This window comes from Kitasatospora sp. SolWspMP-SS2h (assembly GCF_003259315.1).
Classification (GTDB): Bacteria; Actinomycetota; Actinomycetes; order Streptomycetales; family Streptomycetaceae; genus Kitasatospora; species Kitasatospora fiedleri.
Genome location: NZ_QLLT01000005.1, coordinates 46,218 through 61,499, shown reverse-complemented (window position 1 = coordinate 61,499; position 15,282 = coordinate 46,218). Strand labels below are relative to the sequence as shown.

The window sequence follows — 15,282 nt, the reverse complement described above, 5'->3', positions numbered from 1 at the left end:
GGACGGCGCGGATGACGAGCGTGCTGATCGTGGACGACCAGGTGCTGATCCGGGCCGGGCTGGCGGCGCTGGTCCGGGCCGCCCCGGGGCTGGAGGTGGCCGGCGAGGCCGCCACCGGCGAGGAGGCGGTCGAACTGGCCGCGCACCGTCGCCCGGACGTGGTGCTGATGGACATCCGGCTGCCCGGCATGAGCGGCATCGCCGCGCTGGAGCGGATCCTCGCCGAGGCCCGCGAGCCGAAGCCCAAGGTCGTCATGCTGACCGTCTTCGACCTGGACCAGTACGTGTACGCGGCGCTGCGGTCCGGTGCCAGCGGCTTCCTGCTCAAGGACACCCCGCCCGAACGGCTGCTGGCCGCCGTCGAGTCGATCGCCGACGGCGAGATGCTGTTCGCCCCGAGCGTGACCAGGCGGCTGGTGGAGGCGTACGCGCACCGGCCCGACCCCGTCGTGCGGGCGACGCCGGTGCGGCTGGCGTCCCTGACCGGCCGGGAGACCGACGTGCTGCACCTGGTGGGGCGCGGACTGACCAACACGGAGATCGCGGCCCGGCTGATGGTGAGCGTGGCGACGGTCAAGACCCACCTGAACCGGGTGATGGCGAAGCTGGGCCTGACCAGCCGGGCCCAGGCCGTCGTCCTGGCCTACGAGAGCGGGCTGGTCACCCCGGGCGACGGCCCGTCCCCGGAGCCCGCCTGAACCGGCCCGCCGCGCCGCGCGGTCCGCGCGCCCGCCTGGAGCGCCCCGCCGCCCGTCCGAGCCCCGCCCCGCCTCACAGGTCGCGCACCTGGTAGCCCGACCGGGCCTTGCGCAGCAGGTCGTCGGCGGTCTTCGCGGCGTTCTTGCCGTCCGGCACGTCCACCCAGAGGGTGAGCCGCTCCTGACGGGAGCCCACCAGGATCAGGCACTTGGACAGCCGGCGCGGCGCGCCCTTCCGGTCCTGGCTGTAGGACTCGGTGATCACCGCCGCGTCCCGGCCCTCCTCGGTGGTGGACTCCACCGTCGCGACGCTGGCGCTGCCGCCGCTCGGCGGGGTGGCGGACTCGTGCTCGCGCTTCCACCGCTCGGCGATCGCCCGCGCCGTCTCGGTGGTCCTCTCCTTGCGGTCCGCGCCGATCCAGCTGTCGCCCGCGGGCGAGGTGTACTGGGTGGCGCGGTAGGGGCCGGTGCTGTTGCCGAGGTCGTCCCGGGTCTCGATCCGCCAGTCGGCGGGGGCCGCGACGCTCAGCCGCATCCGGTACTCGTCGTACCGCTTCCAGCCGTCGGGCAGGCCGTCCCCGGCCAGCCGCACCACCAGGGCGCCGAGCACGGCGAGCGCGAGGACCCCGGCCCCGGTGGCGGCCAGGCCGGTCCGGGTGCGCAGCCCGCGTCGCAACCGGTCCAGCCGTGGCGGCGGGGCCGGGGCCGGCCCGGCGGCCGGGAGCCCGGAGTCGGTCACGGTGGGGACGGGCAGCGCGAGGGTCCGGGGCGGCGGGGCGGCCGCGGCGTGCAGCAGCGGCTCGGCGTCCGGCCCGGTCAGCCGCGCCTCCGGCTCCTTGCGCAGCAGCCCGGCCAGCAGGCCGGTCAGCTCCCCGGACTGCTGCGGCGGGGGCAGTTCGGCGAGCAGGACCGCCTGCAGCGTGGACGGGACGGTCTGGCGGCGGAACGGCGAGACGCCCTCGACGGCCTGGTAGAGCAGGACGCCCAGCGACCACAGGTCGGACGCCGGGCCGGGGCGCCGCCCCAGCACGCGTTCGGGGGCGAGGTATTCGGGCGAGCCGATGAACGCGCCGGTCTCGGTGAGCTTCTGCTCGCCCTCCACCTGGGCGATGCCGAAGTCGGTGAGCACCACCCGGCCGTGGCGGCCGAGCATCACGTTGCCGGGTTTGACGTCGCGGTGCAGCACCCCGGCCTCGTGGGCGGCGGCGAGCGCGCCGAGCACGGCCAGCCCGATCCGGGCCGCCTCCGACGGCGCGAGCGTGCCCTCCTCCAGCGTCTCGGCGAGCGAGTGGCCGCGCAGCAGCTCCATCACGATCCACGGACGGCCGTCCTCGGTGGCCACGTCGAAGATCGTCACCACGGACGGGTGGTCGATCCGGGCGGCGGCCCGCGCCTCGCGCTCCATCCGCAGGTGGGCGGTGCGGCGCTCGGCCGAGGTGAAGTGGTCCGGGACGCGCGGCTCCTTGAGCGCGACGTCCCGGTCCACCACCTCGTCATGGGCCCGCCACACCGTGCCCATGCCGCCTGCGCCCAGCCGCTCCAGCAGCCGGTACCGGCCGCCGACCAGCCGCCCGGCCCCCGACCCGGCCACGGCGACCACCGTTCCCGGCTCCGGCACCGGCGCGGGCACCGGCGCGGGCGCCGCCAGACCGTAGCTCGTCGGCTCGTCGGCCACGTTCTCCCCCTGCGGATCGGTACGGACGGAGGGGCGGGCGGCCGGGCCGGTCGGCGGCGCGCGGGTGCCCTCCCCCTCGAACGGCACCTGCACGGGCGGCGTCCGCCGCCACTCGGCGGACGCCCGCGGCCTCGCGCCGGCCGCGGCCGACCCGGCGGAGCCGCGCCACGGCCGGAACGCCGACCGGCCCGCCCTTCACGCTAGTGCGGCCGGGCCGGGCCGCCGTCCCCTCCCGGGTTGATCTTCCGCTGCAACCACCGCGGTAGTCCGCCGCCGCCCTGCCCTCCGGGTAGGAGACCGCGCGCCCCGGCCCGTCCCCCGCCCCCCGTCCCTCACTCCCGCCCCCGCCGCGCCTCCTCGATCAGTTCCCGGGCGGCCCGGACCAGTTCGGCGTTGCCGCCCGCGGGCGACCCGTCCGGCAGGTGGAGCACGTCCTCCAGGCCGATCCGGGTGTCCAGGCCCAGCGCGGCGGCCACCGCCAGCACCGGCCAGGCGCCGGCGTCCTCCCCGTGCAGCAGGACCGGCAGCCCCGTCCCGGCCCGCAGCCCCGTCCCGGCCCGCAGGGTCGCGGGCAGCGCGGCGGCGCTCTCCACGGCCGCCGCCGGGTCGGTCTCGGTGATCTCGGCCAGCACGCGCAGCACCCGGTGGGCCCGCGGCCAGCCGAGGAAGCGGTGGACGGCGTCGGTGCCGGAGAAGATCCCGGCCTCGATGCCGACGCCCCGGGCCAGCAGCGCGTCGGAGACCTCGTCCGCGCCGTCCTCGTGCCAGTTCACGGAGGCGTGGTCGGGCAGGACGGTCCAGGCGCGGACCAGCGCGGCCCGTCGGCCGGGGTCCGGCGCGGTCCAGGCGCCGGTGGTCACGCCGACCGGGACGCCGGGGACGGCCGCGCGCACCGCCGTCACGGCGGCGGCGACGTGCTCCGGCTCCAGCGTGTCCCGGCCGTCCGCGTCCTTGGGGTGGAGGTGGATGTCCGCGGCCCCGGCGCGCACCGCCGCGCGGGCCGCCGCCGCCAACTCCTCGGCGCTCGTGGGGAGGTGCGCGCACTCGGCGCGGGTCCTGGCACCGTTCAGGCATACCTGCAGCATGCGGCCGATCCTCGCAGACCCGTCCCGGGGGGCAGTTCCGCCCCCCGGGGGCGGCCCCGGGTTTGGCGGCCGGTCGCGGCGGTGGTTGGCTGGGCGCGACCGTCGAGCAGCCGACCGAGGAGATGTGAAGCGATGGGCAAGGTGCACGCCACCACCGAGCGGACGTACGGGGCCGACCCGGCGCGGGTGTACGAGGCGCTGGCCGACTACGCGGTGACCCGGCCGAAGCTGCTGCCCGCGCAGTACAGCGAGTACGAGGTGCGCTCCGGCGGCCGGGGCGCCGGGACGCAGGTGCACTGGAAGCTCCAGGCGACGGAGAAGCGGGTCCGGGACTGCCTGTTCACGGTCTCGGCGCCCGGCCCGGAGACGCTGGTGGAGACCGACGCCAACTCCTCGATGGTGATCACCTGGACGGTGTCGCCGGACGGCGGGAGCGGCAGCCGGGTCACCGTGGAGGCGAGCTGGACCGGCGCCACCGGGATCGGCGGTTTCTTCGAGCGCACCTTCGCGCCGAAGGGCCTGAACCGGATCCACGACCAGGTGCTCGCCAACCTGGCGGCCGAACTCGGCTGATTCCTCCCGGAATTCGGACACCCGCAATTCGGACACCCGTACGGCGCGTCAGCCGTACGGGTGTTCCGCTTCCCCGGGACGGGTGAAGCGGGCCCGGTCGGCGGTCGCCGTCAACTTAGGCTCCAGGCCGTGCAGATGACGATCCTTCATGTGTCCCAGCCGGTCGACGGCGGGGTGGCCCGGGTGGTGGTGGACCTGGTGCGCGGGCAGCGCGCGGCCGGGTGCCGGGTGCTGGTGGCCTGCCCGCCCGGCGGCCGGCTCACCCGCGAGGCCGCCGCGGCCGGCGCCCGGGTGCTGGACTGGCCCGCCGAACGCTCGCCCGGCCCGTCCACCGCCGGGGAGGTGTGGCGGCTGCGCCGGCTGGTCCGCCGGGTCGGGCCGGACGTGCTGCACCTGCACAGCGCGAAGGCCGGGCTGGCCGGGCGGCTGGCGGCCCGCGGCACCCCGGCCACCGTGTTCCAGCCGCACGCCTGGTCGTTCGCGGCGGTGGAGGGGGCGATGGCCGGGGCCAGCCTGCGCTGGGAGCGGCACGCCACCCGCTGGGCCCGCACCGTGCTGTGCGTCAGCGAGCGGGAGCGGGCGGACGGCGAGGCGGCCGGGCTGGTCGCCGACTGGCGGGTGGTGCCCAACGGCGTCGACCTGGAGCACTTCGCGCCCGCCGACCCGGCGTCCCGGCGGGCCGCCCGGATGACCCTGGGCCTGGACCGGGACGACCCGCTGGCGGTGTGCGTGGGGCGGCTGTGCCGGCAGAAGGGGCAGGACGTGCTGCTGGACGCCTGGACCGGGGTGCAGTTGGCCCGCCCGGCGGCCCGGCTGGTGCTGGTCGGCGGCGGCCCGGACGCCGAGGCGCTGGCCGAGCGGGTGCGCGGGCTGCCGGACCCGTCCCGGGTGCGGATGGTGGGCGACGTGGCCGACCCGCGGCTGTGGCTGGCGGCGGCCGACCTGGTGGTGCTGCCCTCGCGCTGGGAGGGGATGGCGCTGGCGCCGCTGGAGGCGATGGCCTGCGGGCGGCCGGTGCTGCTGACCGACGTGCCGGGGGCCCGGGAGTGCCTGCCGCCGGGGGAGCGGGAGCGGGCGGTGGTGCCGCCGGAGAATCCCGGTGCGATGGCCGAACGGCTGGTCGAATTCCTGGGCGATCGGATCGAGTGCGAACGGCGCGGGCTGCTGGCCCGGTCATACGTGGCAGATCATCACGATATCCGGGGAGTGGTTCAGCAGGTGGCGGCGGTGTACCGGACGATCGTTCGGACCGGGGTGGTCCCGGCGGGCCGCACCGCCCGTGTCCCGCAGCGGTTCTGATCGTTTGTCAGGCCGTGAAAGCCCGCCCGCGCAGGTGCGGCCTTCTTTCCTGAAAGTCTGATTATTGGGCGGGTGGAATGAACTGGCATGTCAGCTTCCTGCGCGCCGACCGGCGTTCGGTAATGTCTGATTTTGCCTGCTTCGTCTCCATTTTCGGTAGGGGAATGGCCGACCGCCTCTCACGGCAGCAGGTGCCTACCTGGACCGCGTCCACCGGGTCGAGGCGCCGAGCCGGCGCGCGTCCGGTCCGACTGCCCGGCCGCGGCGGGTACACAGCAGGGGAGTTCGTGCGCTGATGACCATTGACCACGAGAGCGTGCCGCGACCGGGCAGAACGCTGACGGGTCCCGGCCGCCCCGGCGGTCGGGCGGGCACCGCACCCGGTGCCGGGCCCGGCACCGCGCCCGGCACCGGCGTGCTCGACCGGCCGCGCCTCCGGACGAAGGGCCGGCCCAAGTCCCGGGCCGCCACGCCCCGGACCTCGGCCGGGGTCGGCCGGCACCGCGGCCGGCTGCACTCCCGGGTCGCCCTCCCGCTGGCCCTGGCCGCCGCCGACGCCCTGGCGGTCGGCCTGGCCGCGGCCGCGACCACCCCCGCCGGCACCCGCCCGGTCGCCACCGCCGCCCTGCTGCTGCCCGCGCTGCTCCCGCTCAACCTGGCCGGCGGCCTCTACCGCACCCGGCTCAGCCTCTCCGCCCTCGACGAACTCCCGGGCCTGGCCGCCCGCGCCGCCGTCGCCACCGCCTTCGCGATCACCGCCGACACCTGCCTGGCCGGCCGCTGGGCCGACCTCGGGCCGGTCAGTCCGCTGCGGCTGCTCGCCCTGCTGCTCCTGCTGCTCCCGCTCGCCGCCCTCGGCCGGGCCTTCGTCCACCACCTCACCCGCCGGGCCCGCCGCCGCCGCCCCAGCCCGGTGCTGATCCTCGGCGCGGGCGAACTCGGCCAGCGGATCGCCGCGGTGCTCACCGACCGCCCCGAGTACGGCCTGCGCCCGGTCGGCTACCTCGACCCCGACCCGGTGCTGCTGCCGCCCGGCGCCCCGCTGCCGGTGCTCGGCGGGCGCGAGGTGCTCGGCCGGGTGCTGCGCCGCTACCGCATCCACCACGTGCTGGCCACCGCCGGCGCCGCCGACGAGGCCGAGACGCTGGCCGCGCTGCGGCACGCCGCCCGGCTCGGCTGCCAGGTCTGGCTGGTGCCCGGCCTGCGCGAGTTCGACGCGGTCCGCGGCGCGGGCGACCACCTCTGGGGCTTCCCCTGCCTGCGCCTGGAGGCCCCCGCGATGCGGCGCGGCGGCTGGGCCGTCAAGCGCGGCTTCGACATCGCCTCGGCCGGCCTCGGCCTGCTGCTGATCTCCCCGCTGCTGGCCGCCTGCGCCCTCGCGGTGCGCTGGGACACCGGCCCGGGCGTGCTGTTCCGCCAGCAGCGCACCGGCCTGGACGGCCGGGTCTTCACCGTCCTCAAGTTCCGCACCCTGCGCCCCTCCGACGAGCACGAGTCGGCCACCCGCTGGAACATCGCCCAGGACCACCGGATGGGCGCCATCGGCAAGTTCCTGCGCAGGACCTCGCTGGACGAGCTGCCCCAGCTGTGGAACGTGCTGCGCGGCGACATGAGCCTGGTCGGCCCGCGCCCCGAACGCCCCTACTTCGTCATGCGGTTCGGCCAGGCGTACCCCGAGTACGCCGACCGGCACCGGGTCCCGGTCGGGCTGACCGGCCTGGCCCAGGTCAACGGGCTGCGCGGGGACACCTCGATCGAGGACCGGGCGCGCTTCGACAACCGCTACATCGAGGGCTGGAGCCTGTGGGGGGACGCCAAGATCCTGCTCCGCACCGCCGCCCTGGCAGTCCGCCCGGACGGGAGCTGAACCCATGGCCATCGCCCTCCGACCGCCCCGCCCGGCAGCGTGGCCGGCCCGGATAGTCCCGGCCCGGCCGAGCTGGCTCGCGGCGGCCACCGTGCTGCTGGTGTGCGTGCCGACCGGGGAGAAGGACGTCGCCGCGGCCGTCCACGTCACCCCCGCCGACCTCGCCTCGCTGGCCCTGGTCGGGCTGATCGCCCTCGACCTGCTGCGCGGCCGGCTGCCCCGCCTCGACCCGGCCGTCTGCGCGCTGCTGGGCGCCGTGGTGCTGGCCGCCGCCGTCGCCACCGCGCACTCCATCGACCCGGCCGCCAGCCTCACCGGCTTCGTCCGGCTGGTGCAGATCTTCGTGCTGGTCCCCGCCGCGGTGCTGCTCGCCGTCCGCGACACCCGGGACCGGCGCCTGGTGCTCGGCTCCTTCGTGCTGGCCGCCCTGATCGAGGGCGCGGTCGGCGCCGACCAGTACCTGACCCGCACCGGCGCCTCCTACACCGGCGAGCCGATCCGGGCCGTCGGCACCTTCGGCGCGCTGGACGTCATGGCGATGTCCACCGTCGTCTCGTACGGGCTGCTGGCCGCCCTTGGCCTGGCCCTCGCCGAGCGCCGCCCCGGCGGCAATCGCTGGCTGCGCCGCGCGATGTGGGGCAGCGCCGCGTTCCTGGCCTTCCCGCTGGCGGTCTCGTTCAGCCGGGGCAGCTGGATCGCCACCGCCGTCGCCGCGAGCGTGCTGCTGCTGCGCGCCGACGCCCGGCTCGCCGTCCGGGGCGTGCTGGTCGGCGCCGCCGCCGCGGTGGTGCTGGTCGGCGGGCTCGGCCTCGGCGCCTCCGGCGTCACCGAGCGGCTCAGCTCGATCGGCTCGGTCTCCGCCGCCCCCGACCAGTCGGTCTCCGACCGCTACGACCTGTGGGCCACCGCCGGCCGGATCTGGCAGGACCACCCGCTGACCGGCGCCGGCCCCAAGGCGTTCCAGCAGCTGCGCGACAGCCACGCCCCGCTGCGGCTCTCCTCCGGCAGCGACGCCGCCGACTCCACCATCGGCTTCCGGCGCGAACCGCTGCTCTCCCCGCACAACATGTACTTCCTGGTGCTCAGCGAGCAGGGCCTGCTCGGCGCGGTCGCCTACCTGGCGCTCTTCCTCGCCCTGCTGCTCGGCTGCCTGCGCCGCGCCACCGGCCCCGGCCTGGCCGCCCTCGCCCTGCTCTGCTGGGTGCTCTGGGACTTCCTCTACGCCGACATCGGCGGCACCACCACGGTGCTGACCTCCGTGGTCCTCGGCCTGGCCGCCCGCACCGCCTTCCCCGGACCCGACTCCCGTGAGGCGGCCGGCGCATGACGACCGAGCAGCCGGTGGCCGCGGCCCCCGCACCCGCCCCCACCGCCGTCCCCGCCCCGCGCCCCGGCCCGGCCGCCGAGCCCGCCCGGCGCGGCTTCCTGGCCAAGGCGTTCGGCGTCACCGCGCTGCTCAGCGCGGCCGGCTCCGGCCTCGGCCTGCTCCGCGACCTGCTGCTGGCCCGCTACTTCGGCGCCAACCAGGGCACCGACGCCTTCCTGGTCGCCTGGACGGTGCCGGAGACCGCCGCGCCGCTGCTGATCGAGGACGCGATGGCGTTCCTGATGGTGCCGGCCTTCAGCCTGGCCCTGGTGCTGCGCGAGGAGCGCCCCCACGGACCGGACCCGGTACGGCAGTTGACCCGCTCCACGCTGCCCTGGCTGCTGCTCGCGCTCTGCACCCTCTCCGGCGGGGTCGCGCTCGGCGCGCCGCAGCTGGTCGACCTGCTCGCCCCCGGCCTGGCCGACCCGCGGCTCGCCGTCACCTGCACCCGGATCACCGCGCTCACCATCCTGCCGTTCGGCGTCGCCGGGTACCTGGCCTCCGCGCTGCGCGCCCTGCACTCCTTCACCGCGCCCGCCGTCATCTACGTGATGTACAACCTGGGCATCCTGGCGCTGCTGCTCAGCGGCCACCGGCTGCTCGGGGTGCGCTCCGCGGCGATCGGCGTCGCGGTCGGCAGCGCGCTGATGGCCGGCGTGCTGCTGCTGCCGTTCGCCCGCCGGCTGCGCTCCGGCGGACGGCGGCGCGGGCTGCGCCGGGGCTCGGCCCGCCGGCTGGTGCTGATCCCGCTGGCGCTGCTGCCGGTGGCCGCGTTCACGCTGACCCGGCAGGCCCAGGTCTTCATCGAGCGCTACCTCGGCTCCGCCCTGCCGCCCGGCACCATCTCGCACCTCAACTACGCGGCGAAGGTCAGCCAGTTGGCGATGACCTCGGCGATCCTGATCGTCACCGTGACCTTCCCGGTGGTGGCCCGGGCGATGGCCGCCGGGGACTTCACGGCGGCCCGCGACCGGGTCGAGAAGGACCTCGGGCAGGCCGCCGCGCTGGTCCTGCTGGGCACCGCCTTCCTGATGGCCTGCGCCCCCGCGCTGGTCGCCCTGCTGTTCGAGCGCGGCGCGTTCGGCCCGGCCGACACCTCCGCCACCGCCGCCGTGATCCGGGTCTACTCCTTCGGGCTGCCCGCGCAGGCGATGATCGGCGTGATGGTCCGGCCGTACTTCTGCGTCCGCCCGGTGGTGCGCCGCGCCGACGTCCCGCGCGCCGAGGGCGACCGGATCACCTGGCTGGACTGGTACCCGGTCGGCGCGATGCTGCTCGGCCTGGCCGTCACCGTCGCGGTCGGCGTCGGCGCCACCCCGCACTTCGGGGCGCTCGGCCTGGCCGCGGGCAACGCCGCGGGCATCACCACCACCGCGGCGCTGCTGATGCGCGGCCTGATGCTGCGCGGCGTCGCGCTCCGGCTGCCCCTGGTGCTCGGCGGCCAGGCCCGGCTGCTGGCCGCCGCCGTCGCCGCCGCCGGGCTCGGCGCGCTGGCCGCCCGCACCGCCGCCGGACCGCTGCCCGCCGCGCTGCTCGGCGGCACCACCGTCCTGCTGTCCTTCGCCGCCCTCGGAGCGCTGTTCGGCGCCGCCGAGGTGCGCGGCCCGGTGCTCGGACTGCTGGCCCGGGCCCGCCGGCCGCAGCCCACCCCGTCCACCGCTGACGAAGGGAAGCCGCATGGCCGCTGATCCCCGCCTGCCGGCCCAGGCACTCGCGCCCGGGCTCGCGCCCTGGATCCTGATGTACCACTCGGTGGCAGAGGAGGACGAGGACCCGTACCTGCTCACCGTCTCCCCCGAGCGGTTCGCCGAACAGATGGACTGGCTGCACCGCACCGGCCGGCGCGGCGTCAGCGTCCGCGAACTGCTGGCCGCGCAGGCCCGCGGCCGGGAGGCCCGGCTGGTCGGCCTGACCTTCGACGACGGCTACGCCGACTTCGCCCGGCACGCCGTCCCGGTGCTGCGCGAGTACGGCTTCACCGCCACCGCGTACGTCGTCCCCGACCTGCTCGGCAGCGAGAACGGCTGGGACGCCGAGGGGCCGCGCAAGAAGCTGCTGACGGTCGAGCAGGTCGCCGAACTGGCCCGGGCCGGCTGGGAGATCGGCTCGCACGGGCTCGGCCACCAGGCGCTGCCCGGCCTGTCCCCGGCCGCCCTGGAGCGGCAGACCGCGGACAGCCGGCGCTCCCTGGAGGACCTGGTCGGCGGCCCGGTCACCGGCTTCTGCTACCCGTACGGCGCGGTCGACCTGCCCGCCACCCGGGCGGTCCGGGACGCCGGGTACGACTACGCCTGCGCCATCGACCACTCCTGGCTGACCGGCCGGCACGCCCTGCCGCGCTGCTACGTCGGCGACCGGGACGGGGCCTGGCGGCTGCGCGCCAAGCACAGCCGGCACCGCTGGCGGGACGCCGTCACCGGGCTGCGCTGGGCCCCGCCGAAGTCCGCGCCGAAGGCCGTCGCGGGGGAGCCCCGATGAGAGTCCTGCACGTGGTCACCGGCCTGCACGCGGGCGGCGCCGAACGCCAGCTCGCCCTGCTGCTGCGGCACCTGCCGGCCGACCAGGAGCACGAGGTGGCCGCGCTGACCGGCCCCGGCGCGGTCGCCCGGGAGCTGCGCGCCGACGGCTTCACCGTCCACCACCTCGACATGCGCGGCAACCGGGACCTCGCGGTGCTGCCCCGGCTCACCCGGCTGATCCGCTCCGGCCGCTACGACCTGGTGCACACCCACCTGTACCGGGCCATGCTGTACGGCCGTCTCGCCGCCCGGCTGGCCGGCGTCCGCGCGGTGATCGCCACCGAGCACTCGCTGCAGTCCGGCGTGATCGAGGGCCGGCCCACCTCGCGCGGCGTCAAGGCGCTCTACCTGGGCGCCGAACGGCTCGGCAGCACCACCCTGGCGGTCTCCGGCCAGGTCGCCGGGGTGCTCGGCGAGTGGGGCGTGCCGGCCGGGCGGGTCCGGCTGCTGCCCAACGGGGTGGACGCCGCCCGGTACCGCTTCACCCCCACCGCCCGGGCCGCCCACCGCGGCCGACTGCGGGCCCAACTCGGCCTGCCGATCGGCGCGTTCGTGATCGGCGCGGTGGGCCGGCTGGTGCCCGGCAAGCGCTTCCACGTCCCGCTGGAGGCGCTGGTCCGGCTGCCCGACGCCCGGCTGCTGCTGATCGGCGAGGGCCCCGAGCGCGCCGCGCTGCTCGACCGCGCGGCCCGGCTCGGCGTCCGCGACCGCCTGGTGCTCACCGGCGAGCGCGACGACGTGCCCGAACTGCTCACCGCCGTCGACGTCCTGGTCTCCCCGTCCCGCGAGGAGACCTTCGGGCTGGCCGCCCTGGAAGGGCTGGCCGCCGGGCTCCCGCTGCTGCACTCGGCCTGTCCGGCGCTGGCCGAACTGCCCGCCGCCGCGGCCCCGCACGCCCGCCTGCTGCCCTCCGAACCCGAGCCGTACGCCCGGGAGCTGGCCCTGCTGGCGACCACCCGGCCGGGCCCGTTCCCGGTCCCGCCCGCCGTCGCGCACTACGACATCGCCCGGATCGCGACCGACCTGGCCGCCCTCTACCGCGAGTCGGTCGGCGCCCCGCCGGCCGCCGCCCCCGCGGTGCCCGCCCCGGCCGCCCCCCGCACCGGGCGGGAGCCCGCCGCCCCCCTGCCCCGCGGCCGCTCCCGGCGGACGGCCGCGGCCCCCTCCGGCCGGCGGCGGCCCGGTGGCTGACCCCGGCGCCCGCGCCCGCACCCACGCCCGCTCCGCGGGGCGCCGTCCGGCCGCGCACTGAACCGTTCACCCCTTCGACCCTCCTGGAGTCACCGATGCCCGAACCACGCCGCGGCGCCCGTGCGCTGGCCCGCCGATGGTGGCCGCTGGCCCTCGCCGTCCCGCTCGGTGCGGCGGCCGGGGCCGGCTACGCCGTCGTCTCGCACCCCAGCTACTCGGCCAGCTCCTACGTGGTGGTCGTGCCGAACAACCCCGGCGAGAACGCCACCGCCGTCAACTTCGCCCAGGCGTACGGCCGGCTGACCGGCCAGCCGCAGGTGCTGATCGGGGCCGCCGCCGAGACCGGCCGCACGGTGACCACGCTGGCCGGGCTGGTCCGCGGCACCACCTCCCCGGACGCCCCGATGATCGAGATCACCGGGACCGGCGCCCGCGGCGAGGAGGCGGTGAAGAACGCCGACGCGGTCGCCAGGTCGCTCATCGCGTTCGGCAACACCAGCAGCAAGGAGACCGGCGTCCGGCTGGTCCCGCTGGCCCCCGCCGCCGAGCCCGACGTCCCGGCCTCCCCGTCCGCGAGCCTGGACACCGCGGTCGGCGCCGCCGCCGGCGTGCTGGTCGGCACCCTGGTGATGCTCGCCCGCCGCAAGCCGGGCCCCGCCGCAGCGACCGCCGGGGCCGACGCGACCGCCGGGGCCGACGCGGGCGCGCTGCCCGCCCAGGCCGAGGCCGGGCCGGCCGCGCAGACCCGCGCACCGGCGGCCGTCCGGTGAAGCTCCACCAGCGGCGCGGCCTCCGGGTGCCCGCCCAGCCGGCCCGCGACGCCGCCGACCGGGAGCGCTGGACGGCCGAGGTGCTGCGCGCCGACGACGCCCTGGACCGGCTCGCCGACGACTGGGACGACCTGCACCGCCGCTGCGCCACCGCCACCTCCTTCCAGGCCGCGCCCTGGCTGCGCTCCTGGTGGCGCCGGTACGGCCGCCCCGGCGCGCTGGTGCTGGTGCTGGTCCGCCGCGACGGCCGGCTGGTCGGGGCCGCCGCGCTGCGCCGCCGCGGCCCGTTCGGCGGGCTGACCAACCTGGGCGCGGGCCTGGTCGACTTCACCGACGTCCTGCTCGACGACGACTGCGCCGACCGGGCCGCCGCCGAACTGGCCGCCGCCCTGCCGCTGCGCCGCCCCTGGCACAGCCTGGAACTGCGCGAGGTGCACCCGTCGGCGGCCGTGCAGCGGGTGTACGCGCACTGGCGGGGCCGCCGGCACCGGTTCGCCGACTCGCTCTGCCAGTACCTGCCGGCCGTGCCGATGGACGAGCTGCTCAAGCGGCTGCCCGGCAAGACCGCCCAGCGCAGCCGGGTCAAGCTCCGCAAGATCGCCAACTCGGGGGTGCGGGTGCACTCCGCGACCGCCGAGGAAGTCCCGTACACGGTAGGCGAGTTGCTGCGCCTGCACATGCTCCAGTGGCAGGACCGCGGGGTCACCCCGGAGCACCGCACCGCCCGCTTCGCCGAGCACCTGACCGAGTCGACCACCGGCCTGGTGGCGACCGGCCGGGCCGCGATACACCGGTTCGAGCTGGACGGCGAGGTGGTGGCGGTGAACCTGGTGATCCTCGGCGCCCCGTTCGGCGGCCTCTACATGTACGGCGCGCACCCCGGGCTCCGGGAGAAGCTGGACATCGCCGGCCTGCTGTTCGGCGCCGCCCTGGACGAGGTCCGCGCGGCCGGCATCCCGCAGCTCAGCCTGCTGCGCGGCCAGGAGCCGTACAAGCAGCGCTGGCGCCCGGACCAGCTGTCCAACCAGCGCCTGGTGCTCGGCCCCGGCCGGCTCGCCCCCGCCGCCGCCGCCCGCGCCCTGCGGGTCCGGGCCCGGATCGCCGCCGTGCACCTGCTGCGCACCCGGATGCCGAAGCTGAAGGAGGCGCTAGCGCGGCGGCGCCTGCGGTGAGTCCTTCACCGGCCCGAGCGCCCCGGAGGAGCCCGACATCAGCTGCCGGTACACCGCCGCCGACTTCGGGTTGTCCTTGCACTGCCAGAAGCCGTGCGGGCAGTAGTCGGTGACGGTCTGGTAGGCGGTGTCGTGGGTGCGCATCCACTCCACCATCCGCCGGACGAACTCCGGGTTGTCGCCGTTGCGGAACAGCCCCCACTCCGGGTAGGACACCGGCTTGCCGCGCTTGGCGGCGAACTCCACCTGGTCCTGCAGCCCGTACGGCTCGGAGACGTACTCGTCGAAGGTCCCGCCCGCGGGCTGGTCGTAGCTGTCCATGCCGATGATGTCGACCACGTCGTCGCCCGGGTAGCAGCGCGTCCAGGGGATGGCGTCCAGCCCGCGGGTGGGGGTGAAGTCGAAGGAGAAGCGCTGGCCGGGCACCGAGCGCATCACGCCGACGATCCGCCGCCAGTACGCCTTCCAGGCCGTCGGGTCGGGCTTGCAGCGCGAGGTGTAGGTGACGCCGTTCATCTCCCAGCCCAGGGTGATGACGGTGTCGCCGCCGCCGAAGGCCACCAGCTTCCGGGCGAGGCGCAGGAAGTGCTGGTCGAACTCGCCCTGGTTGCCGCGGGCCAGCAGCCGGGACACCTCGGCGTCCGGCACGTTGCCCTCGTTGGGGACGAGCATCGGCACGCCGAGCACCAGCCGCCGCCCCGGGTCGGACTGCCGCCACTGCGACCAGAGGCCGAGCACCGGCGGCTCGCCCTCGATGTCCTGCCAGCCGTTGCCCGCCAGGTAGGTGTGGCCGACCTGGAGGTTGGCGTTGTTCAGCCAGGAGGACATCCGGGCGATGTTCGGGATGTAGCTGTCCCAGGAGCCGACGAAGGCGCCGAACGGCACCTCGTGCACCGCCCGCTGCACCACCGGACGGGGCGCCGCGCCGCGCGGCTGGATGGCGTCAGAGGAGAGCGCCGCGTGGCGCTCGGTCTGGCTCAGCGGCGTGCCCGAGGGCACGCTCGCGGTGGTCACCAGCAGCAGCGCGGCGGCGGCCAGGGTCAGGCGGCCGAGACGCATGGGATCTC

At 76.8% G+C, this 15,282-nt stretch carries 13 protein-coding genes; 10 read left to right on the top strand and 3 right to left on the bottom strand.

The genetic code is table 11. The features are described from left to right. The first annotated feature begins 11 nt into the window (after nucleotides 1-11). Nucleotides 12-698, top strand: a complete 687-nt coding sequence (locus tag K353_RS07865; protein ID WP_111552857.1) for a response regulator transcription factor — start codon at nucleotides 12-14, stop codon at nucleotides 696-698. A gap of 73 nt (nucleotides 699-771) precedes the next feature. On the opposite strand, the gene K353_RS07860 is transcribed toward K353_RS07865, so the two are convergent. Both K353_RS07860 and K353_RS07855 read right to left on the bottom strand, forming a co-directional pair. Then, on the bottom strand, nucleotides 772-2,466 hold the full coding sequence (locus K353_RS07860) for a serine/threonine-protein kinase (protein WP_233533439.1): 1,695 nt from the start codon (nucleotides 2,464-2,466) through the stop codon (nucleotides 772-774). A 239-nt stretch (nucleotides 2,467-2,705) separates the two neighbouring features. Next, entirely contained in the window at nucleotides 2,706-3,458 is a 753-nt protein-coding gene (locus K353_RS07855) for a 3-keto-5-aminohexanoate cleavage protein (protein WP_111552856.1), read from the bottom strand. Between the two features lie 132 nt (nucleotides 3,459-3,590). On the opposite strand from K353_RS07855, the gene K353_RS07850 reads away from it, so the two are divergent. The 9 genes from K353_RS07850 to K353_RS07810 all read left to right on the top strand — a co-directional run bounded on the left by K353_RS07850 (nucleotide 3,591) and on the right by K353_RS07810 (nucleotide 14,215). After that, complete coding sequence (locus tag K353_RS07850) at nucleotides 3,591-4,031, top strand: SRPBCC family protein (RefSeq protein WP_111552855.1); 441 nt, start codon at nucleotides 3,591-3,593, stop codon at nucleotides 4,029-4,031. A 135-nt stretch (nucleotides 4,032-4,166) separates the two neighbouring features. Beyond that, nucleotides 4,167-5,330: a glycosyltransferase gene (locus tag K353_RS07845; protein WP_111552854.1), complete on the top strand. Its 1,164-nt coding sequence runs from the start codon at nucleotides 4,167-4,169 to the stop codon at nucleotides 5,328-5,330. A 295-nt stretch (nucleotides 5,331-5,625) separates the two neighbouring features. Further along, entirely contained in the window at nucleotides 5,626-7,197 is a 1,572-nt protein-coding gene (locus tag K353_RS07840) for a sugar transferase (protein WP_111552853.1), read from the top strand. Nucleotides 7,198-7,201: 4 nt separating this feature from the next. Further along, complete coding sequence (locus K353_RS07835) at nucleotides 7,202-8,524, top strand: O-antigen ligase (protein WP_111552852.1); 1,323 nt, start codon at nucleotides 7,202-7,204, stop codon at nucleotides 8,522-8,524. Continuing rightward, nucleotides 8,521-10,251, top strand: a complete 1,731-nt coding sequence (locus K353_RS07830; protein WP_111552851.1) for a lipid II flippase MurJ — start codon at nucleotides 8,521-8,523, stop codon at nucleotides 10,249-10,251. Before K353_RS07835 ends, K353_RS07830 begins: the two co-directional genes overlap by 4 nt. After that, nucleotides 10,241-11,041 carry a polysaccharide deacetylase family protein gene (locus K353_RS07825; RefSeq protein ID WP_111552850.1) on the top strand — a complete coding sequence of 267 codons (801 nt, stop codon included), beginning with the start codon at nucleotides 10,241-10,243 and terminating at the stop codon, nucleotides 11,039-11,041. The genes K353_RS07830 and K353_RS07825 overlap by 11 nt, the downstream gene beginning before the upstream one ends. Further along, the gene (locus K353_RS07820; RefSeq protein ID WP_111552849.1) at nucleotides 11,038-12,273 is read left to right on the top strand and encodes a glycosyltransferase; all 1,236 of its coding nucleotides are present in this window, start codon (nucleotides 11,038-11,040) and stop codon (nucleotides 12,271-12,273) included. The genes K353_RS07825 and K353_RS07820 overlap by 4 nt, the downstream gene beginning before the upstream one ends. 95 nt (nucleotides 12,274-12,368) lie before the next feature. Next, complete coding sequence (locus K353_RS07815; protein WP_111552848.1) at nucleotides 12,369-13,043, top strand: Wzz/FepE/Etk N-terminal domain-containing protein; 675 nt, start codon at nucleotides 12,369-12,371, stop codon at nucleotides 13,041-13,043. Beyond that, the gene (locus tag K353_RS07810) at nucleotides 13,040-14,215 is read left to right on the top strand and encodes a GNAT family N-acetyltransferase (protein ID WP_111552847.1); all 1,176 of its coding nucleotides are present in this window, start codon (nucleotides 13,040-13,042) and stop codon (nucleotides 14,213-14,215) included. Before K353_RS07815 ends, K353_RS07810 begins: the two co-directional genes overlap by 4 nt. Here K353_RS07810 and K353_RS07805 read toward each other — a convergent pair. Further along, complete coding sequence (locus K353_RS07805; RefSeq protein ID WP_111552846.1) at nucleotides 14,192-15,274, bottom strand: glycoside hydrolase family 26 protein; 1,083 nt, start codon at nucleotides 15,272-15,274, stop codon at nucleotides 14,192-14,194. The genes K353_RS07810 and K353_RS07805 overlap by 24 nt on opposite strands. Nucleotides 15,275-15,282: the final 8 nt, after the last annotated feature.